At 57.8% G+C, this 22473-nt stretch carries 27 protein-coding genes; 11 read left to right on the forward strand and 16 right to left on the reverse strand.

The annotated features are described in order from the left end of the window. Nucleotides 1–76: 76 nt before the first annotated feature. The 4 genes from ACR0AG_RS05205 (at nt 77) to ACR0AG_RS05220 (ending at nt 2575) form a co-directional block, all read left to right on the forward strand. On the forward strand, nt 77–364 hold the full coding sequence (locus tag ACR0AG_RS05205; RefSeq protein WP_480427760.1) for a BufA1 family periplasmic bufferin-type metallophore: 288 nt from the start codon (nt 77–79) through the stop codon (nt 362–364). Nucleotides 365–435: 71 nt separating this feature from the next. Further along, entirely contained in the window at nt 436–1293 is an 858-nt protein-coding gene (gene bufB, locus ACR0AG_RS05210; protein WP_480837087.1) for an MNIO family bufferin maturase, read from the forward strand. Next, a complete protein-coding gene (locus tag ACR0AG_RS05215; protein WP_480837089.1) occupies nt 1290–2051 on the forward strand; it encodes an HvfC/BufC family peptide modification chaperone in 762 nt (253 codons plus the stop codon). Before bufB ends, ACR0AG_RS05215 begins: the two co-directional genes overlap by 4 nt. Beyond that, nucleotides 2048–2575 (forward strand): hypothetical protein, encoded by a 528-nt coding sequence (locus ACR0AG_RS05220; protein WP_480837091.1) that lies wholly within the window; start codon nt 2048–2050, stop codon nt 2573–2575. Before ACR0AG_RS05215 ends, ACR0AG_RS05220 begins: the two co-directional genes overlap by 4 nt. A gap of 1 nt (nt 2576) precedes the next feature. Here the strand turns inward: ACR0AG_RS05220 and ACR0AG_RS05225 are convergent, their stop codons facing one another. Together ACR0AG_RS05225 and ACR0AG_RS05230 are read right to left on the reverse strand one after the other, a co-directional pair. After that, entirely contained in the window at nt 2577–2945 is a 369-nt protein-coding gene (locus tag ACR0AG_RS05225; protein ID WP_480837093.1) for a hypothetical protein, read from the reverse strand. Between the two features lie 41 nt (nt 2946–2986). Next, nucleotides 2987–3304, reverse strand: coding sequence for an arsenate reductase family protein (locus ACR0AG_RS05230; RefSeq protein ID WP_480837095.1), 318 nt, complete (start codon nt 3302–3304; stop codon nt 2987–2989). Between the two features lie 214 nt (nt 3305–3518). Between ACR0AG_RS05230 and ACR0AG_RS05235 the strand changes: the two genes are divergently transcribed. After that, on the forward strand, nt 3519–3725 hold the full coding sequence (locus ACR0AG_RS05235) for a cold-shock protein (protein ID WP_008758035.1): 207 nt from the start codon (nt 3519–3521) through the stop codon (nt 3723–3725). Between the two features lie 71 nt (nt 3726–3796). Here ACR0AG_RS05235 and ACR0AG_RS05240 read toward each other — a convergent pair whose 3' ends face one another. Beyond that, nucleotides 3797–4105 (reverse strand): hypothetical protein, encoded by a 309-nt coding sequence (locus ACR0AG_RS05240; RefSeq protein ID WP_480837098.1) that lies wholly within the window; start codon nt 4103–4105, stop codon nt 3797–3799. 53 nt (nt 4106–4158) lie between these two features. Next, nucleotides 4159–5070 carry an FAD-dependent thymidylate synthase gene (thyX, locus tag ACR0AG_RS05245; RefSeq protein ID WP_480837100.1) on the reverse strand — a complete coding sequence of 304 codons (912 nt, stop codon included), beginning with the start codon at nt 5068–5070 and terminating at the stop codon, nt 4159–4161. A gap of 173 nt (nt 5071–5243) precedes the next feature. On the opposite strand from thyX, the gene ACR0AG_RS05250 reads away from it, so the two are divergent. Both ACR0AG_RS05250 and ACR0AG_RS05255 read left to right on the forward strand, forming a co-directional pair. Continuing rightward, nucleotides 5244–5672: a VOC family protein gene (locus ACR0AG_RS05250; protein ID WP_480837102.1), complete on the forward strand. Its 429-nt coding sequence runs from the start codon at nt 5244–5246 to the stop codon at nt 5670–5672. Beyond that, nucleotides 5666–6370 (forward strand): DUF1194 domain-containing protein, encoded by a 705-nt coding sequence (locus ACR0AG_RS05255; protein ID WP_480837743.1) that lies wholly within the window; start codon nt 5666–5668, stop codon nt 6368–6370. The genes ACR0AG_RS05250 and ACR0AG_RS05255 overlap by 7 nt, the downstream gene beginning before the upstream one ends. Here the strand turns inward: ACR0AG_RS05255 and ACR0AG_RS05260 are convergent. From ACR0AG_RS05260 to ACR0AG_RS05270, 3 genes are all read right to left on the reverse strand, one after another. After that, nucleotides 6364–6861 (reverse strand): MarR family winged helix-turn-helix transcriptional regulator, encoded by a 498-nt coding sequence (locus ACR0AG_RS05260; protein ID WP_480837104.1) that lies wholly within the window; start codon nt 6859–6861, stop codon nt 6364–6366. The genes ACR0AG_RS05255 and ACR0AG_RS05260 overlap by 7 nt on opposite strands. A 79-nt stretch (nt 6862–6940) precedes the next feature. Further along, nucleotides 6941–7198 (reverse strand): succinate dehydrogenase assembly factor 2, encoded by a 258-nt coding sequence (locus ACR0AG_RS05265; protein WP_480837105.1) that lies wholly within the window; start codon nt 7196–7198, stop codon nt 6941–6943. Continuing rightward, a complete protein-coding gene (locus ACR0AG_RS05270) occupies nt 7195–7629 on the reverse strand; it encodes a helix-turn-helix domain-containing protein (protein ID WP_480837107.1) in 435 nt (144 codons plus the stop codon). The genes ACR0AG_RS05265 and ACR0AG_RS05270 overlap by 4 nt, the downstream gene beginning before the upstream one ends. Nucleotides 7630–7678: 49 nt before the next feature. Here ACR0AG_RS05270 and ACR0AG_RS05275 point away from each other — a divergent pair, with 49 nt between their 5' ends. Further along, nucleotides 7679–8881: a pyridoxal phosphate-dependent aminotransferase gene (locus ACR0AG_RS05275; RefSeq protein WP_480837744.1), complete on the forward strand. Its 1203-nt coding sequence runs from the start codon at nt 7679–7681 to the stop codon at nt 8879–8881. A gap of 13 nt (nt 8882–8894) precedes the next feature. Continuing rightward, entirely contained in the window at nt 8895–9293 is a 399-nt protein-coding gene (locus ACR0AG_RS05280) for a hypothetical protein (RefSeq protein WP_480837108.1), read from the forward strand. Here the strand turns inward: ACR0AG_RS05280 and ACR0AG_RS05285 are convergent. Continuing rightward, on the reverse strand, nt 9290–10654 hold the full coding sequence (locus tag ACR0AG_RS05285) for an MATE family efflux transporter (RefSeq protein ID WP_480837745.1): 1365 nt from the start codon (nt 10652–10654) through the stop codon (nt 9290–9292). The genes ACR0AG_RS05280 and ACR0AG_RS05285 overlap by 4 nt on opposite strands. A gap of 221 nt (nt 10655–10875) precedes the next feature. On the opposite strand from ACR0AG_RS05285, the gene parE reads away from it, so the two are divergent. Further along, nucleotides 10876–12834, forward strand: a complete 1959-nt coding sequence (gene parE, locus ACR0AG_RS05290) for a DNA topoisomerase IV subunit B (protein WP_480837111.1) — start codon at nt 10876–10878, stop codon at nt 12832–12834. 81 nt (nt 12835–12915) lie between these two features. Beyond that, nucleotides 12916–13695: a hypothetical protein gene (locus ACR0AG_RS05295; protein ID WP_480837113.1), complete on the forward strand. Its 780-nt coding sequence runs from the start codon at nt 12916–12918 to the stop codon at nt 13693–13695. 98 nt (nt 13696–13793) lie between these two features. Here the strand turns inward: ACR0AG_RS05295 and ACR0AG_RS05300 are convergent, their stop codons facing one another. The 8 genes from ACR0AG_RS05300 to ACR0AG_RS05335 form a co-directional block, all read right to left on the reverse strand. Further along, on the reverse strand, nt 13794–14570 hold the full coding sequence (locus ACR0AG_RS05300; RefSeq protein ID WP_480837115.1) for an alpha/beta hydrolase: 777 nt from the start codon (nt 14568–14570) through the stop codon (nt 13794–13796). A gap of 54 nt (nt 14571–14624) precedes the next feature. Next, nucleotides 14625–15770 (reverse strand): iron-containing alcohol dehydrogenase, encoded by a 1146-nt coding sequence (locus ACR0AG_RS05305; RefSeq protein ID WP_480837117.1) that lies wholly within the window; start codon nt 15768–15770, stop codon nt 14625–14627. Then, nucleotides 15767–17149, reverse strand: coding sequence for an aldehyde dehydrogenase family protein (locus tag ACR0AG_RS05310; RefSeq protein WP_480837118.1), 1383 nt, complete (start codon nt 17147–17149; stop codon nt 15767–15769). Before ACR0AG_RS05310 ends, ACR0AG_RS05305 begins: the two co-directional genes overlap by 4 nt. Nucleotides 17150–17246: 97 nt before the next feature. Next, nucleotides 17247–18596 carry a glutamine synthetase family protein gene (locus ACR0AG_RS05315; protein ID WP_480837120.1) on the reverse strand — a complete coding sequence of 450 codons (1350 nt, stop codon included), beginning with the start codon at nt 18594–18596 and terminating at the stop codon, nt 17247–17249. A 54-nt stretch (nt 18597–18650) separates the two neighbouring features. Continuing rightward, nucleotides 18651–19685, reverse strand: a complete 1035-nt coding sequence (locus ACR0AG_RS05320; protein WP_480837122.1) for a TRAP transporter substrate-binding protein — start codon at nt 19683–19685, stop codon at nt 18651–18653. Between the two features lie 52 nt (nt 19686–19737). Then, the gene (locus tag ACR0AG_RS05325; RefSeq protein ID WP_480837124.1) at nt 19738–21057 is read right to left on the reverse strand and encodes a TRAP transporter large permease; all 1320 of its coding nucleotides are present in this window, start codon (nt 21055–21057) and stop codon (nt 19738–19740) included. Beyond that, nucleotides 21054–21638: a TRAP transporter small permease subunit gene (locus ACR0AG_RS05330; protein WP_480837125.1), complete on the reverse strand. Its 585-nt coding sequence runs from the start codon at nt 21636–21638 to the stop codon at nt 21054–21056. Before ACR0AG_RS05330 ends, ACR0AG_RS05325 begins: the two co-directional genes overlap by 4 nt. After that, nucleotides 21635–22411, reverse strand: coding sequence for an N-formylglutamate amidohydrolase (locus ACR0AG_RS05335; RefSeq protein WP_480837127.1), 777 nt, complete (start codon nt 22409–22411; stop codon nt 21635–21637). Before ACR0AG_RS05335 ends, ACR0AG_RS05330 begins: the two co-directional genes overlap by 4 nt. Nucleotides 22412–22473 lie beyond the last annotated feature (62 nt).

The following is a 22473-nucleotide window of genomic DNA, read 5'->3' on the forward strand; positions in this document are numbered from 1 at the left end:
CAACTCGCTCGTTAAAGTTACTACCTTTGTCATTGTCACAAGCAGACATACGCAGTCATTAACAAGGATTACCGAGATGTCGAACACAGCAAAAACACTGGTTATCGCAAGCGCCGTTGCAGCAGCCGTTTCTGGCGCTGCCACAACCGCCACCGCACAAGCCAAAGAGAAATGCTATGGCGTTTCGCTGGCCGGTCAGAACGACTGTGCCGCTGGCCCCGGCACCACTTGCGCGGGCACCTCGACCGTCGATTATCAGGGCAACGCATGGACCCTGGTTGACGCAGGCACCTGCGCAGACATCGAACTGCCGGACAACCGCAAAGGCTCGCTCGAGCCGCTGGAACGCGACCTGCCGGCATAAGGTCGACGCAACGAACACATGGGGCGGGCATGATCGCCCGCCCCATTTCTTCGTGATCAAGGAACAGGCTCATGTTGGATGACGCTCTTCGATCGAATCGCCTGCCCTCCGCCCCGGGCGTTGGGTATAAGCCACAGCACTTCACCCAGATTCTTGAACACGCAAAACCTGTTGCTTGGCTAGAGATTCACGCCGAGAACTATATGGGTGACGGCGGCCGACCTCTGGCTCAGCTGCGCCACCTTTCCGAACAGTTTCCCGTTTCCGTGCATGGTGTTGGCCTGTCGATCGGGGGCGAAGGCCCTCTGGATCCCGATCACCTCGCGCGTCTGAAACATCTGGTTGGCTGGCTGAAACCCGCCAGCTTTTCCGAACATCTGGCCTGGTCCACCCATGACAGCCATTTCCTGAACGACCTGCTGCCCCTGCCCTATACCGATGCCACGTTGAATCGGATTTGCGAGCACATCGATCAGGTCCAGGACACTGTCGGTCAGCAGATGCTGTTGGAGAACCCCTCCAGCTATTTGGCCTTTGCAGAAAGCACTTGGTCCGAGCCGGATTTCCTGCGCGAGGTATCAAAGCGTACAGGATGCGGTTTGTTGCTGGATGTGAACAACGTCTTTGTTTCGGCGACCAACCTGGATTTCTCACCGCAGGGGTATATCGACGCATATCCGCTTGAGAAGGTTGGTGAAATTCATCTGGGCGGCCATGATGAAGACGAAGATGAACACGGTCATCCCCTGTTGATTGACAGCCATGGGCGCGAAGTGGTCGACCCGGTCTGGACCCTGTTGGACTATGTTTTGGATCAGTCCGGGCACAAGCCGATCCTGATCGAGTGGGACACGGATGTCCCCGATTGGCCTGTCTTGCGGGCGGAGGCCGAGCGCGCGCAGAAGGCCCTGGACCGCGTGCCGGCATGAGCGTGTCCCAAACGGCATTCCGCGCCGCGTTGCTGGACGCAAACCAACCCGTCCCCGCCGGATTGCAGGACGCCGAGGCGCAGCCAGCGGGAATACGCTTTAGTGTCTATCGTAACAACGTGGCCGTCTCTTTGACCGAGGCGATGCATCAGGCCTTCCCGGTGATCACCAAACTGCTTGGCCCTCAGAACATGGACGGTCTGGCAGGGATCTTCCTGCGCCAATATCCTCCGTCGTCGCCTTTGATGATGTTTTACGGCGAAGAGTTCCCAGCCTTTCTGGCAGGCATGCAGCAATTGTCGCATTTGCCCTACCTGCCGGATATTGCCCGGCTGGAACTGGCCTTGCGCCGCGCCTATCACGCGGCGGATGCAGCAAGCATCGCCCCCGATGCACTAAACATAGCGCCGGAAGACTTGATGCAGGCCCGACTGACTTTGGCGCCGGCCGTTCAGGTCCTTCAATCCGAATGGCCGATTTTTGCGATCTGGCAATACAATACCCAGGACGATGCGCCAAAACCGCAAGCCAGCGCCCAGGACGTTCTAGTGGCGCGCCCCGAATATGACGCCATTCCCTATCTGCTGCCCGAGGGTGGCGCAGACTGGATCAACCTTATCAAAGACGGACAACCCATTGGCACCGCATATGAAATGACCGTTGCCAGCACCCCCGAATTTGACCTTGGAACCACTCTGGCGCTGCTGTTGCAAAGCGGCGCAATAACTTCCGTGAACATCGAAAGGCTAGAGGTATGAATGCTCTGATCTCTATTCACAACAACACATTGGGAAAGCTGGACATCACGTCCCACTGGCTTACCCCGACTCTGGCCCGGTTGGTCTTTGCGGCGACATTGCTGATCTACTACTGGAACTCGGCCACGACCAAATTGGGAAGCGGTTTCTTTGGATTTCTGTTCCCGTCGGACGGCGCTTATGTCCAGATTTTCCCCAAAGCGATGGAGGCTGTCAGCTATGACAGTTCTCAGCTTGGCTTTTTTCACTGGGTGATTGCCGTTGCGGGAACCTGGGCGGAATTCATCCTGCCTGCCCTTCTGCTCGTTGGCTTGCTCTCGCGCCTTGCGGCGTTGGGCATGATCGGCTTTGTCTGGGTGCAAACAATCGTCGATGTTTCTGGCCACGGCGCGCAGCTGGGAAATTTCTTTACAGCGGCCCCCAACGTGCTGGATCAGCGGACCATGTGGACCTTCCTGCTGGTCGTGATCTTGATCAACGGCGCTGGCCCTCTTTCACTGGATCGCATCCTGCGGGTGAAGTGACCTAGAAATGCGCCTTGGGCTCGTCCGGTTTTCCTGCGGCGAGCCCAAGGACCCCTGCCACCCCGGCAAAGGCAATCGGGAACGCGGTGAAGATACCAAAACCAAACGCGTAGTACATTCCTGCCGCTGACAGCAGCAGCAAGACCCCACCGATCAAAGCGCGCGCATGAGACATTGCACCGCCAACTATGGCCAACAGAGGTGCCATAATCGATGCGGTTTGGATCAAGGCCGGATTATCCACCTGCTCGGCAATTCCTTCGATCTCACCAAACCTGTCGACCAGTTCGACAAATCCGTAACCAAAGAATCCCACGATCATTCCGATCAGACCGGCAATGATGCCCAGTATCATTGCTGCGTTGCGCATCACTCATTCTCCAAACTTGCTGAGATCACATAGGTACGCGATCACGCAACCCCAAGGGTTTTGCGCGTCTCATCCGTCCAACCCAGCGTCATCCCGTGCTCGGACTCGATCAAAGGGCGTTTCATAAGGGTCGGATGGTCCGCCAACAGATCCAGAACGGGGCGTTCACGTTCTGCTTCATCCAGATTGCGCCAGGTTGTGGAACGTGTGTTGAGCAAGGCTTTGCCGAAGCGATCATAAGCTTCGACCATCACATTTTCGGGCACGCCGTCCGACCGGACATCCACAAATTCTGCATTATCAAGCGTTTTCAGTGCCTTGCGGCACGTATCGCATGTCTTCAACCCATAAAGGCGCATATTTTGGTTGTTCCCGTATCTGATACAATATTGGGCAATTTGATAATCTTAGCCCAGTTATTCTTGATTTTTTACTTTACCGTGCAATGTTGAAAAAGGTGAAACACGCAATCCAGGCCGTATCGTTCGGGCGAAACAGTGATGTGTTGCGGTCGCGCCAACCACAGCCCCACCTATTTGTGGGACAACGTGAAAGTAGAAGGAGACACGGGAAATGCCAACTGGCACCGTGAAGTGGTTTAATACCACGAAAGGCTATGGGTTTATCGCCCCCGACGAAGGCGGCAAGGACGTGTTTGTTCATATCTCAGCCGTGGAACGATCCGGTTTGACCGGACTCGCCGACAATCAGAAAGTCTCGTACGAATTGCAGGACGGACGCGACGGACGCCAGATGGCGGCTGATTTGAAGCCATTATAAACGCACCCGTCATTGACGGAGTTCAAAATAGGTTAGCGGCCAATTTCGGCCGTTGACCGTTTACCAAGACCCTACCCTTTCGCCGGCGCTTCGACGGTCAGAGGGGTCCAGTCTTGCCCCATCGCCACAATGCAGGACGTCCCGGACGAATAGGTTACTACCATCGTCCAATCGCCTGAATGGCTGGTCCAGACCTCCATAATCTGCTCCGGGCTGCGCATTCCCGTTGCCGCACGCTCTGACCCGAATTGACGTGTCAGTTTTTCATGCATCCGGCCCGTGGGTTCACACAGGATTTCGGCGATGGGCGACGCTGCTTGCACAGGAAGAGCAAGCGACAGGGCAAGGCAAATGCCACACAGATGTCTGCTGTTTGTCATGACCCGATTGTAACAGAGCCATGACGAGACGTATAGACAAATGATATGCGGTATTAAGCCTCGCGGATCACATCCTCGAACTCACGCCATTCGCGCGCGGTCATGCCCGAATTTTCCTGTGTGACCGCTTCGCCGGACAGCATCCGCCGCAGGCACGTCACCATCTGGGCCGACAGATTCACCGCACCCAGCCGGTAATCTTCGAACGCGCGATAGGCAAAGGGGACCCAGTCGGCCACGATCTTGCACATCGTGTCGGCATAGACCCGGATCTCATATTGCGCATGAGGGTCGGCACGCAGCCGCAGGAAATGGAACAGATTGTGCAGGTCCACCTTCCAGTACCACTGCGTGTAGATATTGGCCGGCAGGTTCATCCGCGCCAGCTCTCGCGCCAGCCCCTGTTGGCCATCCTGCCCGATCATCGCCTCGTAATTGTCATAGCACCGGGCGCTGTCCGCCTTGAGGATTTCGAGCACGCGCGCGGCCTCTTCCCCCTGCAGCGCTTCACCGCGTCCCTGATTGTTCACTTCGGATTGCGCGGCGACATGTTCTGGCGCGGGGATATAGAACTCGCGATCCAGAATCGAATACCGGGCCGAGTACTCATTTACATTCGCTGTCCGGTGGCGGATCCACTGGCGCGCGACAAAGACCGGCAGCTTCACATGCAGCTTGATCTCGCACATCTCGAACGGGGTCGAGTGCCAATGGCGCATAAGATAGCGGATCAGGCCCTCGTCATTTTGGACCGACTTGGTGCCTTTGCCATAAGACACGCGCGCCGCCTGACAGATCGCGGCGTCATCGCCCATATAGTCGATGACCCGGACGAAACCATGGTCCAGAACCTGATGTGCTGTATACAGGTGATCTTCCATACCCTGGGCCACAACGCGGCGCGTCGGAGTTGATTGCGCGCGTTGCGCTTCGATTTCGGCCAGGTGTTCGGAAGACAGCGGCATGAAATTGTCCTTTCCAGCAATGAGTCGATGACCACTATATATCGACTGCACAGCCTCTGGAACCGCGACATGTGCGGTAACTGGTGCAAAAATCAGATTATAGTGATCGCCCCTCGACACCACGCGGGCCTGCGCTAAGCTGCCAAGGATCAACAGCAAAAAAGGAAGCCACGATGGGGCTGACATATCTTCACACCATGATCCGCGTGAAGGATCTGGAAAAATCGATGGCATTTTATGCGCTGCTCGGTCTGAAAGAGACGCGCCGCTATGACAGCGAGGCCGGGCGGTTTTCGTTGATTTTCATGGCCCCTCCGGGTCAGGAGGATGCACCGATTGAGCTGACATATAACTGGGACGGTGACGATGGGCTGCCCAGCGATGGTCGTCACTTTGGTCATCTCGCCTATGGCGTCGACAATATCTATGAGACCTGCCAGCTGCTTCAGGACAATGGCGTTGTCATCAACCGGCCGCCGCGCGACGGGCGTATGGCGTTTGTCCGATCCCCTGACAACATCTCGGTCGAGTTGCTGCAAAACGGTGACGCGCTGGAACCTGCCGAGCCCTGGGCGAGCATGGAAAGCACCGGTCACTGGTGATCCGTTACCTGATAGCATTGGGACTGGTCGCCCTGACCAGCCCCGTTCACGCTCAGACCTGCCGGTTGGCTCTGGCTTTGGCCATTGATATTTCAAGCTCGGTCGATGCCGCCGAAGATGCATTGCAAAGAAAGGGGCTGGCCGCAGCCCTCGTCGCACCCGAGGTTCAGGAGGCGTTTTTTTCGGCACCTTTGCCGGTCGCAATCGCAGTCTACGAGTGGTCGGGCAGTTTTAACCAGGTTCTTCTGTTGGATTGGCACCTGGTGGAAAGCCCGGCCGATCTGTTGGTTGCCGCGCAGCAGGTAGGTATGTCTCGCCGGTCGACAAACGAATCCCCCACCGCGATGGGTCATGCGCTGGCCTATGGCGCCACCCTGCTACAGCGCGCGCCGCGGTGTCTGTTCCAGACCATCGACATATCCGGTGATGGCAAGAACAATGACGGGTATGAGCCGTCAAACGCGTATCGACACTTTCCCTTCGATGCAGTGACCGTTAACGGATTGGTCATCAACGCTGCCGATTTCGAGGGCGAGCTCGACTTGATCCCCTATTACCGGGACAACGTGTTGCACGGACCCGGCGCGTTCATGGAAATTGCCGACGGGTTCGACGATTTTGAGCGGGCCATGCGCCGCAAACTCGAACGTGAGTTACGGGGTCTGGCACTTTCAGACCTTCGCCTTCACGATCAGTAGATATACCGGATCTGGTCCGTCCAGTATCGTTCAACCCGCCGCAAAGACCCGGTGATGTCCTCGATGCCATCCCCGGTCAACACACCCCGGCTTTGCAACCCGTCTGCATGGCGGGAAAACAGTTCTGTCACGATATCGCGAATTTCGCGCCCTTTGGGTGTCAGCTTGACCCGAACCGAGCGGCGATCGATTTCGCATCGCTGGTGGTGCATATAGTCCATTTCGACCAGCTTTTTCAGGTTATAGCTGACATTGCTTCCCTGATAGTACCCGCGGCTTTTCAGTTCGCCCGCCGTGACCTCGTGATCACCGATGTTGAACAGCAGCAACGCCTGCACGGCGTTGATTTCAAGGATGCCAACCCGTTCAAACTCGTCTTTGATCACGTCCAGCAACAGACGGTGCAACCGCTCGACCAGCGCCAGCGCCTCCAGGTAGCTGGTCATGAACCCCTTGTTCCCCTGCACGGAGACCTGCATTTCCATACTCATCCGATCCTCCGATTCACTCGTGCCGCTTTGGGGCAAGATGACGCGAATTTCCGAAAAATCGGTTAAGCGGTCTGGAAATCTACTTTTGGAACGTCTGCGCGATATCCGAGATCATCGCCGAATAGCTGACAGGGGTCGCAACCTGGCCAGTTACCCATTGGTACAGGTCCTGGTCGTTTTCATGCAAAAGCGCCTCATACAAATCCAACGTGGCCTCATCCATGGCGCCCAGATTCCGATCCGCATAGGCCGACAGGATCAGGTCCATTTCTTTGATACCACGGCGCATCGACCGCATTTTCAGGCGTTTCAGACGCGTTTCACGCGGTTCGGTCACGAGGGTTGCTCCAGCTTCTGGCGCAGTGTCTTTTCAACCCGCGCCAAACGTTCCGCGCTGGCGCGCATTTCTCCGCGGATGGCACGTATCTCGGCCAAAAGCGGCACCAGGTCGGCCTGATCGTTCCCCAATAGGTGGGGCGCCTCGGTGCCCTCTCCTTCGCCCGTGATCAGCCACATGATCGAGACGTTCAGCATCCCCGCCATCATGGAAAGCTTGTTGGCACGAGGCTCTGACAAGTCGTCCTCCCAGGCAGCGACCGTAGCTTTTTTGACCCCAAGTCGCCGTGCCAATTGAACCTGTGTCATGCCGGTCGCTTCGCGCGCGCCGGCAACACGGTCTCCGAATGTGGCGGCGTCCGGCCCAAACCAATCTGCGTCGTCTTCCATCCGAGCCTCCATTGCCTGCCTTTCATAGTGCTTGATCGTCATTCGGGCGCACCCTATGACAGTCGGTACCGACATACAAATCGAGGCACCCATGAGTTTCCTGTCTGCGACATTGTCGCGCGTCAAACCCTCTCCGACCATTGCGATGACCGCCAAGGCAGCCGAGTTGAAAGCCGCTGGCCGCGACGTCATCGGGCTGAGCGCGGGGGAACCCGATTTTGACACGCCACAAAACATCAAGGAAGCCGCGGTTGCCGCGATCGAGGCGGGTAAGACGAAATACACCGCGCCCGATGGCATCCCCGAGCTGAAGCAAGCCGCTTGCGCCAAGATGAAGCGCGATCACGGGCTGGATTACACACCCGCGCAGATCTCGGTCGGGACCGGCGGCAAGCAGACGCTTTACAACGCCCTGATGGCCACCATGAACGAAGGCGATGAGGTGGTCATCCCTGCGCCCTATTGGGTCAGCTATCCCGATATGGTTCTGCTGGCCGGTGGCACCCCGGTGGTGGTCGAAACCACGCTGGGAAATGCCTTCAAGCTGACGGCCGATCAGCTAGAGGCAGCTATCACGCCGAAGACCAAATGGTTCATCTTCAACTCCCCGTCCAATCCCACCGGCGCAGGCTATAGTCGCGAAGAGCTTAAGGCGCTGACCGATGTCCTGATGCGCTACCCGCATGTCTGGATCATGTCGGATGATATGTACGAACACCTCGCTTATGATGGGTTCCAGTTCTGCACCCCTGCCGAGGTCGAGCCCGGCCTGTATGACCGCACCCTGACCTGCAACGGTGTTTCCAAGGCCTATGCCATGACCGGTTGGCGCATAGGCTATGCCGCAGGCCCGGTGGAGTTGATTGCGGCGATGCGTAAGATCCAGTCGCAATCGACCTCGAACCCCTGCTCGGTCAGCCAATGGGCTGCGGTTGAGGCACTGAACGGGACGCAGGACTTTCTTGGGCCCAACAATGTCATGTTCAAACGCCGCCGCGATCTGGTGGTAGAGATGTTGAACCAGATTGACGGGATCACTTGCCCGACGCCTGAGGGCGCGTTTTACGTCTACCCCTCAATCGCGGGATTGATCGGCAAGACCACCCCGGGCGGGACGGTCATTGAAAATGACGAAGCTTTTGCCACCGCCCTGCTGGAAGAGGCGGATGTTGCCGTTGTTTTTGGTGCGGCCTTTGGCCTGTCGCCGAACTTCCGGGTCAGCTATGCGACCTCGGACGCGGCGCTGAAAGAAGCCTGCACGCGCATTCAACGGTTCTGTGCAAGCCTAAGCTGAGCCGGAGGCCGCGATGACGACCATTCCCAAATACTATTTCCGCATTCGCGAAAATGGCGCGGCTGTGTTCAAGGTGGATACCGAAAACCGCCAGCAGCGTATCGAAATGGATCAGATCGCGGTCATCAATATCCGCAACGGGGATGTCAAACCACAAGGCCAGCGCGTCCTGACTGACGAAGACACCGCTGAAATCGACCAGTGGATGCAGGCGCGAAAGGCCCTGCTGGCGCAGCGGGATATCGACGACATCCACCGGGCAGTGGATTACCTGAACCTGACAACGCAATGGGCGCAGTCAAAGGCCACAGACGACCAGCTTGAGGATGTCACGGATCGGCTGTTGATGGCGATGCATGACCTGCGCTCGGTCCTGGTGCGCAAAAAGGCGGACCGGATCAACAAGGGCTAGGCCGCCTGCAACTCGACCGTTTTGACGGATCGCAGCCAGAATCGTGCCATTAGAAGCACCGCCGCGAAGGCAAGCCCAAGCACAAGGCCCAGCCAAACACCGACGCCTTCCATACCGCGCACGAAGCCGAAATAGTAAGAGGCCGGAATCCCCACGACCCAATAGCTGAGTGCCGCCATCACCATAGGGATTTTGGCGTCCTGCAATCCCCGCAGCAATCCCAGCGCGATCACCTGCGCGCCGTCCACCAACTGAAACAGCGCGGCCATGGCCAGCAACACGCTGCCGATGGCAATGATCTGCGGGCGCAAGGGATCGTCGGGTTCGATGAAGAGCGAAATCAAAGGCTCCGCGCAAGTCAGGAACAGGACGATGGTCAGAACCGACATAACCAGCGACATGGCGGTTGCGGTGATGGCCCCTCGCTCCAGATGTGCACGGTCGCGCCGCCCCAAGGCGTTGCCCGCCCGGATCGTGGCCGCGTTCGACAGGCCGAGATGGACCATGAACGTGGCCGATGCCAGATTGAGCGCGATGCCATGTGCAGCCAGCGGAACCTGGCCCAACCAGCCCATCATGAAAGCCGATGTCGCGAACAAAGACACCTCGGCCAGTGTCGTCAGCCCGATGGGTACACCCAGGCGCAGGACACTGCCGAACATCTCCCAATCCGGGCGCCAGAACCGTTGAAACAGGCGATGTTCCGGCAACGCACGCACTGCATAGAAAATGACAGCAACCAGCGATACCAACTGCGTGACCACAGACGCGATGGCGGCACCGATGACGCCCAATTCAGGCGCGCCCCAATTGCCAAAGATCAACGCGTAATTCGTAATGGCATTCACAATCGCAGCCGCGACCGTGATCCACAGGATGATCTGCGTACGCTCCAACGCGGCCAGATACGATTTCAGCACCATCACGACCAGCGCTGGGAACAGCCCCCATCCGGCGACCCGCAAGTAGGTCGCAGCCGTTTCAGCGACTTGCGGGTCTTGCCCTGTTGCAATCAACAAAGGATAGGACCACCACAACAAGGGCATGACCAGCATCGCATATAACAACGACAGCCACAGCCCCATCCGGGTCGAGCGGCGAATGGATGTTTCATCCGCTTCCGCAGCTGCCGTCGCCACCATTGGCATGACCGCCCACCCGAATCCGGCGCCAAACAGGAACAGGACAAAGTAAAAGCTACCAGCGAGTGTCACAGCCGCCAGGGCTTCGACACCGTACCAGCCCAGCATGATCGTGTCGGTCAGACCAATGGCGAATTGCGCCAGGTGCCCGCCAATCAACGGAAATCCCAGTATCGAGATGGCCTTGATATGGCCGCGATATGTCATGACCTCTTTCATCAGTTCAGCCATAGGCGCGGCCCGTTCCCGACACAAGCACAGAAGTTTAATTTTCAGATTGAGACTTTATTCTTGACCACGCGCCGTCCGTTGGCACCGCCCGTGACCGGAGAAACCAAGGGCCGAAAGATGACATTTCCCCCACTACACCTCGCGTCCCTCTTTCCCCGGACCACATCACCTGCCATAATGGGGGAAACTTTAAAACAAGAGCAGCACCCATGCCCGACGATCTGTTGACGCCAGAAGCGACCACAACCTATGACGCATCCTCGATCGAGGTGCTTGAAGGTCTGGAACCGGTCCGCAAACGCCCCGGCATGTATATCGGCGGCACGGATGAGCGCGCTTTGCACCATATGGTGGCCGAAATCCTCGACAACTCGATGGACGAGGCAGTCGCAGGCCACGCCAACCGGATCGAAGTGGAACTGCACGCAGATTACGCCCTGACTGTGCGCGACAACGGGCGCGGCATCCCGATTGATCCGCATCCGAAATTTCCTGACAAATCCGCGCTTGAGGTCATCCTGTGTACCCTGCACGCGGGTGGCAAGTTCTCGGGCAAGGCGTACCAGACCTCGGGCGGTCTGCACGGTGTTGGCGCGTCGGTCGTGAATGCTCTGTCGGATTCGATGGTCGTGCAGGTAGCTCGCGACAAGACGCTGTTCGAACAGCGGTTCTCGCGCGGCGTCCCTCTGGGCCCCGTGGAAAAGATCGGCGCAGCCCCCAACCGGCGCGGCACGACTGTGACCTTCCACGCCGATGCCGACATCTTCGGCCATCACAAGTTCAAACCCGCCCGATTGTTCAAATCCATCCGCTCCAAGGCCTACCTGTTCTCGGGCGTCGAGATTCGCTGGAAATCCGCAATCGATGACGGCGAGACGCCCACCGAGGCCAGTTTCCACTTCCCCGGCGGCCTGTCCGATTACCTGAAAGAGACGATGAACGGCTCTTCCACCTATGCTGAGCAACCCTTCGCGGGCACCGTGGACTTTACCGAGAAATTCGGCACCCCCGGCAAGGTGGAATGGGCGATCAACTGGACGCCCTCGCGCGATGGGTTCATCCAATCCTACTGTAACACCGTCCCCACCCCCGAAGGCGGCACCCATGTGGCAGGGTTCTGGGCCGCGATCCTTAAGGGGATCAAGGCCTATGGCGAACTGATCAACAACAAGAAAGCCGGTCAGATCACCCGCGATGACCTGATCACCGGCGGCTGCGCTTTGGTCAGTTGTTTCATCCGCGAGCCGGAATTCGTGGGCCAGACCAAAGACCGCCTCGCCACAGTCGAGGCACAGCGGCTGGTGGAAAACTCCGTCCGCGACCATTTCGACAACTGGCTGGCCGCCGACACGAAGTCCGCCGGCGCCATTCTCGACTTTCTCATTCTGAGAGCCGAAGAACGCCTACGCCGACGGGCCGAGAAGGAAACGCAACGCAAGTCCGCCACTAAGAAACTTCGTCTCCCCGGCAAGCTGGTGGACTGTAGTAGTTCAACACGCGACGGAACCGAATTATTCATCGTCGAGGGCGATTCTGCGGGCGGTTCCGCCAAAATGGGCCGTGACCGCAAAACGCAGGCCCTGCTGCCCTTGCGTGGCAAGATCCTGAACGTTCTGGGCGCGGCCAGCTCGAAACTGGGCACCAATGCCGAGATCAACGACCTGACCCAAGCGCTGGGTGTAGGGCTTGGCACCAAATTCAACGTTGACGACCTGCGCTATGACAAGATCATCATCATGACCGACGCGGATGTGGACGGCGCGCATATCGCGTCCTTGCTGATGACGTTCTTCTTCACCCAGATGCGGCCCATGATCGACGCGGGCCACCTGTATCTGGCCTGCCCGCCTCTGTATCGTCTGACCCAAGGCGCCAAACGCGTCTATTGTCTGGACGAGGCCGAGCGCGACGAATGGCTGGAAAAAGGTCTGGGCGGCAAAGGCAAGATCGACGTGTCCCGCTTCAAAGGTCTGGGCGAAATGGACGCCAAAGACCTGAAAGAGACCACGATGGACCCCGCCTCGCGCAAACTGATCCGCGTCACCATAGACGAGGACGAACCCGGCGAAACCGGAGACCTCGTCGAGCGCCTGATGGGCAAAAAGCCCGAACTGCGGTTCCAGTATATTCAAGAGAACGCGCGGTTTGTGGAGGAGTTGGATGTTTGATTTTTTGTCTTCTATCTATTCCAACAACAGCGACTATGTAAATGGAGTGGCTAGTACGATCTCAATTATTGGGGCGTTCTTTTGGATAAAAAATCGCAGAGAGAGAAAGAAAAAGAAACTTTTTTTCAATGGATCAGAATTGAAAGGATAAAGGCCGATTTACCCGAAGGTTTTTCGGTCTCAATTTCAAAGGAAGGATTAAAAGGCAGAAGCTTGGTAACCGACGTAATTACGTTACTGAACAACACCGACGTGAGCTTAACAGACGAAGATTTTGCGAAACCTATTGAGATCTACAAAAAGAACGAAAATACCGTGTTCTCAAATCATGTTTTAGACAATAACAATGGTTCTCATGCTTTGCTGAAAGAACGAAATGACGCAATTTCTTTGTCCGATGTGTACATTCCTCGAGGTGCTTCGCTTACAATCTATCTGGCACATGACAGTGCGCTCCAGAAAGAACTACGTGGAGACTTAAAAAATTTACCAAATTTGGAATCTAAGAAATTTGTCCGTCCGTCAGACACTTGGCAACTAGGGTTATTCGGCATTTTTTGCATTCTTGTAATTTCTGGTTTATCAGTTCTATATATTTCTTCCATACTCCAATCGGAAACACAGGGCTCCATAATCGGTATATTTGTCGATTTCGTTCCCTTCCTTATTCTCCTAGTACTCGCGCCAGTCGTACTGGCGTATCTTCCACAAAAACTAGACCCATATTTACGTAGACTTTTTGGAATACCAAAAGAAGAATACATACATGCTGGTGAAAACGTTACTAGCGAATGTGAAGCCAAACTTAGATCCCAGGAGAGCGCCCAAACGAGTACGCTCGCCCCTTTTTTAAGCGAATAGTAAGCAGGGGATGGGGGCGGGACGGGCGCGTGCTTGATGCTATGCATCAAGCATCGGTTGGATTGCGCGGAACATCTCAACACCCAGTAGGCCGGGCTTCAGCCCGGCGCCAACTCCCCCTCCAACCACTTCACAATCTGCCCGGCTGGCCCTTCCCAGCCCGGTTCCATGAACAGAAAATGCGCGTGGTTCTCGATCGGCAGAAACGTCGCGCGGTCTCCGTAAAGCTTCGCCAGCGCGCGGCAGGTGTTGGGGTTCACGGCCCGATCCTCGGTGCCCGAAACGATCAGGACCGGGCAGTCGACCTTGTCGATATCCACCTTCATCGCGTGGTGGTCGTCGAACATCCAAAAGAACATCTCGAACATCACCCGCCCACTTTCGGGGCCAAGCTGGTCGAACACCTCACGCTGCTGCGCGTCGGGCATTTTGTTCAGCGCAAAGGGGGCCATCAGGTCGAAATCGACGCGCATGGGCTGTTTCCAGAAAGCCCCGCCCTCCATCAACGCGCGCGGCACGGCGCGTTCGTCGTCGGTTTCGGGCAGCGTCCCCCAGGCCGCGTTCGGGTTGATCAGGACGATGGCGCTGGCCAAACCGCGCGCCGCCACCTGCTGCGCCACGACGCCCGCTATGGCATGGCCCAGCAATACCGGCTTGCTGTCCAACTCCTGCACAAAGGTGGCGATGTCATCGGCATAGTCCATGACACTGGTATCGGTCAGGCCCGGATCAGGCTCGGCCTCAGGGTCCCCGCCATGATAGCGCAGCGCGGGCGTGTGCACCGTCCAGCCACACGCGCGGAAGAACCCGGCGTAGTCTTCCATACACCACGGCCCCGCAAAAGCCCCGTGGATCAGAACAATCTCTTTGGTCATGGTACCCTCCCCTCACCTCAGTATGCGAGGTGAGGGATGGGGCCTGCAACCCCGTTACAGCGCCGCTTTGAACAGCGCGGTCAGGTTGTCCTCAGTCAATTCGATCGGATTGCCGCCGCAAGACGGATCGATGATCGCGCCTTTGACCAGTTCAGGGATTGCGTCTTCGGTCACGCCCAGATCCGAGAGCTTGCGCGGGATGCCCAGCGCATCGTTGAACTGCTGCACGAAGGCGCGGAACCCGTCAAAGCCTCCGTCGATGCCCAGATAGGCCGCCGCCTGCTGGAACCGGTCGGCGATGGCCGGGGCGTTGAAGTCCAGAACGGTGGGCATACAGACCGCGTTGGTGGTGCCGTGATGGGTGTTGAACACCGCGCCAATCGGGTGGCTCATCGCGTGGATCGCGCCGAGGCCCTTTTGGAATGCCGTTGCCCCCATCGCCGCCGCGCTCATCATCTGGGCGCGGGCCTCGATGTCGGTGCCGTCAGCATAGGCGCGCGGCAGATAGTCCTTGACCAGCCGCATGCCTTCCAGCGCGATGCCCTGAGACATGGGGTGGTAGTGCGGACTGCTGAACGCTTCGACACAATGGGCAAACGCATCCAGGCCGGTGCCTGCGGTGATGAATTGCGGCATCCCGACGGTCAGTTCCGGGTCACAGATCACAACGGCAGGCAGGACCTTGGGGTGGAAAATGATCTTCTTTACATGAGTTTCCGAATTGGTAATGACGCTGGCGCGCCCCACCTCAGACCCCGTCCCGGCGGTGGTCGGCACGGCGATAATCGGAGCGATGGCGTCCGCATCGGCGCGGGTCCACCAATCGGCTATGTCTTCGAAATCCCAGACCGACCGCGTCTGACCGCACATGAAGGCGACCATCTTGCCCAGATCCAGCCCCGAGCCGCCACCAAACGCAATCACCCCGTCATGACCGCCCGCATTGTAGGCCGCGACGCCAGCTTCGAGGTTCTTTTCGTTTGGGTTGGGGTCCACATCGCTGAAGAGGCCGCTGCCGAGCCCTGCGGCCTCCATAATGTCCAGGGTTGCCGTGGTGATCGGCAGATCGGCCAGCCCCTTATCCGTCACCAAAAGCGGGCGTTTCATACTCGCCGCGGCGCAGGCTTCGGGTAGTTCTTTGATGCGCCCGGCGCCGAACTTGATTGCGGTCGGATAGGACCAGTTTCCAACAAGGCTCATGTTGTCACCTTTTTCAAATGATAGGATTTGGGGCGCGTGAGGTTGTGATAGCCAATGACCGACAATCCACCACCTCGCCCGGTATTCTTACAGCCGGTCCAGCACAGGCCTGGGTCCAGATAATCAGCCCGGTTCATGAACACGGTGCCGGTTTCGATCTGATCTCCAATGCGCGCGGCACGATCCACATCGCGGGTCCAGAGGCTGGCGGTCAGGCCAAATTCGCTGTCATTCATCAACGCAACGGCCTCGTCATCGGACGACACCTTCATGATCCCCACGACAGGGCCAAAACTTTCATCCCGCATGACACGCATGTCGTGGGTCACATTTGTCAGAATCTGTGGCGTCAGATAGGCCCCGCCATCATCCTCGGAGAATGTGTCAATATGGGCAACAGCCCCTGCCACCACAGCCTCGGCGATCTGAGCGCGTACCTCATCGGCAAATCGCACATTTGCCATCGGGCCGATGGTTGTTTCGGCATCCAGCGGGTTGCCCAGCTTATACCCCTTCACGATCTCCACCGCCTTGGCGACAAAGGCGTCATAGAGGCTCTCATGCACATAAATCCGCTCAATCCCGCAACAGCATTGGCCCGAGTTGAACATCGCCCCGTCGATCAGAGTATCCACCGCGGCATCCAGATCGGCATCCTCCATGACATAACCCGGATCCTTGCCGCCCAGCTCGGTGCCCACACCTGTAAACGTGCCAGCCGCAGCCCGCTCCATCGCCTGCCCGCCTCCGACCGAGCCGGTGAAGTTCACGAAATCAAACGCCTTGCCCGCAATCAGATCGTTGGTCACGTCATGGCTGAGAAATACATTCTGGAACACATCCTCTGGCACACCGGCCGCATGGAAAGCCTGCGCCATCCGCTCTCCGACCAACAAGGTCTGCGTGGCATGTTTCAGCACCACGGCATTGCCCGCAATCAGCGCCGGGGCCACCGTGTTGATCGCTGTCATATAGGGGTAATTCCAGGGGGCCACCACAAATACCACCCCGTGTGGAATGCGCTTGATGTAGCGCTTGAACGTCTCGTCCTCGCCCACAGCGATATCGGCAAGCGATGCCTCGGCAATCGCGGCCATATGGCTGGCCCGTTCATTGAACCCGCCAAACTCACCGCCATACCGCACGGGTCGGCCCATCATATGCGCCAGTTCAGGCACGATCTCATCATTCATGGCACCAACAGCCGCCACACCCGCCATCACAAGATCAACACGTTCCCGCAACGGGCGCGCCGCCCACGCGGCCTGCGCCTCGCGCGCGCGCCCTGCCGCCTCAAACGCCGCATCTCGCGTCAAAACTTCACGCTCGGCAAAGACCGATCCATCGATCGGCGAGATACACTTCAGTGTCTGTGTCATCTCAACCTCTTTAGTGTTTGCAGGGCGCACCCTGCTTCATCTTTTTCAAAATACTCTCGCCGAAGGCATCCGGGCGCGCAGCGACCGGTCCCTTGGCTTACGCCCGCTCAAACCCGCGGGCAATCTCCCAATCCGTCACCACGCGTTCGAACTCTTCGATCTCAACCTCTGCGGCACGCGCATAATGATCGACCACCTCGTCCCCCATGGCCGCTCGCAACATGGCGGACCCATGCAGAGCATCCCGTGCCGCACGCAGATTGCCGGGTATCATCCCCGTCTCACCCTGATAAACATCCCCGGTTGTGGGCGGCTGCAGTTCAAGCCCCTCTTCGATACCTGCGATCCCGGCAGCCAACATCCCGGCCATCGCCAGATAGGGGTTCATATCCGAACCCGGAATACGGCATTCGACCCGAACGGACTTGGTGCCATCGCCGCATAGGCGGAACCCGGCGGTGCGATTGTCGACCGACCAGATGATCCGCGTGGGGGCAAATGTGCCCTTCATGAACCGCTTGTAGCTGTTGATGTAGGGCGCCATGAAACAGGTGTAATCGGCGGCATATTTCAGCAGCCCGGCCATGTAGCTTTTCATCAGCGTCGACATACCCAGAGCGTCATCCGCGTCATAAAACGCGGACTTGCCATCCGCCCAAAGCGACTGATGCACATGGCTAGACGACCCGACTTTCTCATGATGCCACTTGGGCAGGAACGTCGCCGCGTGACCATGCTGCCACGCAATCTCTTTGACTGCGTTCTTCGCTATTGAGTGATACTCGGCCGTGTCCATCGCTGGCGCGTATTTGATGTTCAGTTCTTCTTGCCCGGTCTCAGCCTCACCTTTCGAGTTCTCGACCGGAATGCCCGCGTTCCACAGATGATTGCGGATCGGGCGCATCACATGCTCTTCTTTGGTGGTCTGCAGAATGTGATAGTCTTCGTTATAGCCCGAGATCGGCTCCAGATCGCGAAAGCCCTCTTTGCGGATCTGGTCAAAGCTCTTTTCGAACAGGAAAAACTCCAATTCGGTGGCGCACATGGCGTCATAGCCCATCACCTTCAACCGTTCGACCTGACGTTTCAGGATCGAGCGTGGCGCGTGCGGCACTTCCTCATGCGTGTGGTGATCCAGCACATCGCACATCACCATCGCGGTGCCTTCCAACCATGGCACAGGGCGCAGGGTGCTGAGGTCGGGTTTCATGACATAGTCACCATACCCTCGTTCCCAACTGGTCGAGGCATAGCCATCCGGTGTTCCCATCTCAAGATCGGTGGCCAGCAGGTAGTTGCAGCAATGGGTCTCTTCCCAGGCACCGGCCACAAAATGGCCTGCGTGGAACCGTTTGCCCATCAAACGTCCCTGCATGTCGACCATGCACACCAGCACGGTATCAATCTCGCCCGCAGTCACCTGCGCCTTCAGATCGTCGAGAGTCATGTCAGCCTCATTCCAGATTGGTCAGGGCAGGCGCAACCGCCTGCCCTATTGATCTTAGCCGTAACGGTAAGGCCGCCCGGCCTTGAGCATTTCGGCGTTGTAACGCTTGAAGATGTCCACGACCTTCGCCTTGGTCTCGGACTCGGCTGCGATTTCATCCCAGAACTTCACTGCCGCTTCTTCGACGGTTGCCCATTCCTCATCCGGAATGGATGTCAGCTGCATCTTGGTGCCGTTGACGCGCAGGTTGGCCTCACCACCCCAATACCACCACTGGCGATAGTAGTGAGACTGGTCACAGCAGACCTTGAACAGGGTCTGCAGATCTTCCGGCAACTCGTTCCAGCGGTCCATATTGGCAAAGAAGTGACCCGCCCAAGCACCCGACACGTTGTTGGTCAGGAAATAGTTGGTCACATCGGCCCAACCGACGGTGTAGTCCTCGGTGATGCCCGACCATGCGATGCCGTCCAACTCGCCCGTTTGTACGGCGACCTCGATATCTTCCCATGGCAAGGTGACGGGCACCACGCCGAACTGAGACAGGAACCGGCCCGCCGTGGGGAAGGTGAAGATGCGCTTGCCCTTCATGTCTTCCAGGCTGTTGATCGGGTCCTTAGTGGCAAAGTGGCACGGATCCCAGGCACCCGCACTGATGTGCTTCACGCCAACTTTGGAATATTCCTCGTCCCAGATCTCGTTCAAACCCCACTGGTTGAACAGAACCGGCACGTCCAGCGAATAGCGCGACGCAAACGGGAAGTAGCCACCAAAGACGGTCACCTCGGTCGGCGATGCCATCGAGTCGTCGTCCGATTGCACCGCGTCAATGGTGCCTTTCTGCATGGCGCGGAACAGCTCTCCGGTCGGGACAAGCTGATCGGCATAAAACAGTTCGATCTGCATCCGGTCGCCGGCGATCTTATTGAACATCTCGATGGCCGGATCGATCACATGCGCCGCCAGCGCGGGGCCGGCATAGGTTTGCATCCGCCAGGTGATGGTGCTCTGCGCCAGCGCAGGCGCCGCTAGCGGTGCGGCAGCAACGCCAACACCGGCTGTTTTCAGAAACTTACGTCTTGTTGTCATGTCGTCTTCCTCTCCGTTAAAGTTTTTGCGCCCATTTCAGAGGGCATTCTTGTTAATTTCCATAGACATAGCCGGGCAGCCACAGGGCGATTTCCGGGAAGATCATGATAATCGTAAGGGCCAGCACCATGACGGCCACAAACGGGAAAATGGATCGGTAGATGTCGCGCAGCGTGATCTCAGGCGGGGCCATGGCGCGCATCAGGAACAGGTTATAACCAAAGGGCGGCGTCATATAGGCGATCTGCGTGGTGATGGTATAAAGCACACCGTACCAGATCAGATCAAAGCCCAACGCGCCGACCAGCGGCACGTACAAGGGCGCCACGATGACCAGCATGGCGGTGTCGTCCAGGAACGTGCCCATGACGATAAAGCTCAGCTGCATCAGGATCAGGATCAACCAGGGCGACAGACCGAGTTGATCGGTGAACAGGCTGTCGATGGCCTTGACCGCGCCCAGCCCGTCGAACACCGCGCCAAAGCCCAGCGCCGCCAGAATGATCCACATGAACATACAGGAAATCGCCAGCGTCTGCTTGGTGCAGGTCTCGAATATCTGCCAGGTCATGCGGCGTTTCAGGACCGACACCGCCAGAGCCGTCAGCGCCCCGATTGCCGAGCTTTCCACCAGCGAGGTCCAGCCGTTCACAAACGGAACCATCATCGCGGCAAAGATGATCAGTGGCAGGGCCCCCGCCCCCAGCAGCCGGATTTTTTCGGCCCGCGGTACCTCGTGCGCGTCTTCCATCGCGGGGCCAAGATGCGGCTGGATACGGCAGCGGATCCAGATATACAGAATGAACAGCGCGGCCATCATCAGACCCGGGACAATACCTGCGAGCCATAGCTGCCCAACCGGCTGGCGGGCAATCATGGCATAAAGCACCAGCACCACCGAGGGCGGCACAAGGATGCCCAGACTGGAGCCAGCTTGTATAACGCCGGTCACCATGGTCTTGTCATAGCCACGCCGCAGCAATTCAGGCAGCGCGATGGTAGCCCCGATGGCCATCCCCGCCACGCTGAGGCCGTTCATCGCCGAGACAAGCACCATCAGACCGATGGTTCCAATCGCCAGCCCGCCATTCACCGGCCCCATCCAGACGTGGAACATCCGATAAAGGTCGTCGGCCAAACGGCTTTCGCTGAGGACATAGCCCATGAAAATGAACATCGGCAGGGTCAGCAACGGATACCATTTCATCAGCTTCATCGCGGCGGAAAAGGTGATGTCCTGCCCACCGGTTCCCCACAGCAACAGTGCGGCCACGGTGGCCACCGCACCAATCGCACCAAAGACGCGCTGTCCGGTGAACAGCATCAGCATCATCGATGCGAACATGAAAATGGCGATGTATTCCTGGCTCATGCCCGCCGAACCCCGATCTCCTGCCCGTTGATCCGGGCTATGTCTTTGAAGAATTCCGATATCGCCTGCAGCAGCATCAGGAAGAAGCCGAAAACCATGATCGCCTTGACCGGCCAGATATAAGGCCGCCACGCGGTCGAGGATCGCTCGAGCCGCCCGATCTCTTCGCTGCCGGTTAGAAGCCCGGTGAAATACGAGACGGGTTCGTCCCCCCAATAGCCAAGGCTGTAGGCGGTCGAACCCAGGCCACCGTAAAACAGCACGCCCAGATAGAGGATCAGCAACAGCACAGTGAATGCATCGAACCAGGCTTTCTTGCGCGGGCTCCAGTTGTGATAGAACAGGTCCATCCGCACGTTTGATCCCAACTGGATCGAATAAGGCCCGCCCAGAATGTAGTAGGTCACCATCGCGAATTGGGCCATTTCCAGCGTCCAAAGCGATGGCAGGAAAAACGTTTTCGAGATCGAGGACCACAACAAGATCCCCATCATGACGAACAGGCCCCACATCATCACGCGTCCGATCCGGTAATTGACCGCATCCACAACCCGCACGTATCCGGCCATAACTTTGATCACGCCGCGCCCTCCCGCTGGAATCCGGCCAAAGTGCGTTGCAGCCAAGGCACCAGTATGTCGACCATGGCCTGCTGTTCCCCGGATGTGCGGATCAGATCGTTGCGAACCTCGATCATGATGTTCAGCAACCCGTTCGGAAACGCATGAAGATCCAATGTATGGGCGACGCCATCGGTTGCCGAATAGGGCTCGTTTAGGCGTGTGACGATGGTCAGCCCCGCGGGGATTTCCGCCATCATCGCCTGGGCAAACCGATTGTCCTGACCGTGCAGCAGGCCCAGCTCGACCTCGCGGTTTTGACCGCGGTAAACGGGTGTAAAGCTGTGGACGGTTACCATCAACTGCAATGTGGATGCGTAAGCCGCAATCTCCTCGGACAGGGTTTTGGCGAACGGCTCATAAACCTGCGCGATGCGGTCTGCGCGCTCAGACTGCGACATGACCGTGTTGGCCGGGACCATGGTGTCTTCACTGGTGACCGGCATCGCGTCTTTCGCCGCGGGCGGTCGATTGCAATCATAGACCAGACGCGAGACGCCACCATAGACCAACGCGGCCGACATCCGTTCAGCAATCCCTTGCGCAATCGGCAACGCGCCCGGGTCCCAGGCGATATGGCTTTGCAGCGCTTCCTCGCCAAGCCCCATGTCACCCAGAAACGCCGGAATACGGTTGGACGCATGTTCACAAACAACAATGACCGACGGGGGCCCATCAGGCGGCACCGTGTGAACAACTGCGCCAAAGTCCTGTTCTATGTCATGCGATTCCATGCGGAAAAATCTCTACACTCGTCATTCGCCTGTCAATAATTTTCCTGTACAATTTCTGACAG

This window comes from Ruegeria sp. H6 (assembly GCF_056532975.1).

What these genes read in the sequence shown, in the direction of transcription:
- ACR0AG_RS05240 (WP_480837098.1), bottom strand. Translation starts at nt 4,105, where the DNA reads ATGACAAACAGCAGACATCTGTGTGGCATTTGCCTTGCCCTGTCGCTT.
- ACR0AG_RS05315 (WP_480837120.1), bottom strand. Translation starts at nt 18,596, where the DNA reads ATGACTCTCGACGATCTGAAGGCGCAGGTGACTGCGGGCGAGATTGAT.
- ACR0AG_RS05305 (WP_480837117.1), bottom strand. Translation starts at nt 15,770, where the DNA reads ATGAGCCTTGTTGGAAACTGGTCCTATCCGACCGCAATCAAGTTCGGC.
- ACR0AG_RS05225 (WP_480837093.1), bottom strand. Translation starts at nt 2,945, where the DNA reads ATGCGCAACGCAGCAATGATACTGGGCATCATTGCCGGTCTGATCGGA.
- ACR0AG_RS05275 (WP_480837744.1), top strand. Translation starts at nt 7,679, where the DNA reads ATGAGTTTCCTGTCTGCGACATTGTCGCGCGTCAAACCCTCTCCGACC.
- ACR0AG_RS05320 (WP_480837122.1), bottom strand. Translation starts at nt 19,685, where the DNA reads ATGACAACAAGACGTAAGTTTCTGAAAACAGCCGGTGTTGGCGTTGCT.
- ACR0AG_RS05220 (WP_480837091.1), top strand. Translation starts at nt 2,048, where the DNA reads ATGAATGCTCTGATCTCTATTCACAACAACACATTGGGAAAGCTGGAC.
- ACR0AG_RS05300 (WP_480837115.1), bottom strand. Translation starts at nt 14,570, where the DNA reads ATGACCAAAGAGATTGTTCTGATCCACGGGGCTTTTGCGGGGCCGTGG.
- ACR0AG_RS05250 (WP_480837102.1), top strand. Translation starts at nt 5,244, where the DNA reads ATGGGGCTGACATATCTTCACACCATGATCCGCGTGAAGGATCTGGAA.
- ACR0AG_RS05310 (WP_480837118.1), bottom strand. Translation starts at nt 17,149, where the DNA reads ATGACACAGACACTGAAGTGTATCTCGCCGATCGATGGATCGGTCTTT.
- ACR0AG_RS05335 (WP_480837127.1), bottom strand. Translation starts at nt 22,411, where the DNA reads ATGGAATCGCATGACATAGAACAGGACTTTGGCGCAGTTGTTCACACG.
- ACR0AG_RS05280 (WP_480837108.1), top strand. Translation starts at nt 8,895, where the DNA reads ATGACGACCATTCCCAAATACTATTTCCGCATTCGCGAAAATGGCGCG.
- ACR0AG_RS05235 (WP_008758035.1), top strand. Translation starts at nt 3,519, where the DNA reads ATGCCAACTGGCACCGTGAAGTGGTTTAATACCACGAAAGGCTATGGG.
- ACR0AG_RS05285 (WP_480837745.1), bottom strand. Translation starts at nt 10,654, where the DNA reads ATGAAAGAGGTCATGACATATCGCGGCCATATCAAGGCCATCTCGATA.
- ACR0AG_RS05270 (WP_480837107.1), bottom strand. Translation starts at nt 7,629, where the DNA reads ATGACGATCAAGCACTATGAAAGGCAGGCAATGGAGGCTCGGATGGAA.
- parE (WP_480837111.1), top strand. Translation starts at nt 10,876, where the DNA reads ATGCCCGACGATCTGTTGACGCCAGAAGCGACCACAACCTATGACGCA.
- ACR0AG_RS05215 (WP_480837089.1), top strand. Translation starts at nt 1,290, where the DNA reads ATGAGCGTGTCCCAAACGGCATTCCGCGCCGCGTTGCTGGACGCAAAC.
- thyX (WP_480837100.1), bottom strand. Translation starts at nt 5,070, where the DNA reads ATGCCGCTGTCTTCCGAACACCTGGCCGAAATCGAAGCGCAACGCGCG.
- ACR0AG_RS05205 (WP_480427760.1), top strand. Translation starts at nt 77, where the DNA reads ATGTCGAACACAGCAAAAACACTGGTTATCGCAAGCGCCGTTGCAGCA.
- ACR0AG_RS05325 (WP_480837124.1), bottom strand. Translation starts at nt 21,057, where the DNA reads ATGAGCCAGGAATACATCGCCATTTTCATGTTCGCATCGATGATGCTG.
- ACR0AG_RS05260 (WP_480837104.1), bottom strand. Translation starts at nt 6,861, where the DNA reads ATGAGTATGGAAATGCAGGTCTCCGTGCAGGGGAACAAGGGGTTCATG.
- ACR0AG_RS05230 (WP_480837095.1), bottom strand. Translation starts at nt 3,304, where the DNA reads ATGCGCCTTTATGGGTTGAAGACATGCGATACGTGCCGCAAGGCACTG.
- bufB (WP_480837087.1), top strand. Translation starts at nt 436, where the DNA reads ATGTTGGATGACGCTCTTCGATCGAATCGCCTGCCCTCCGCCCCGGGC.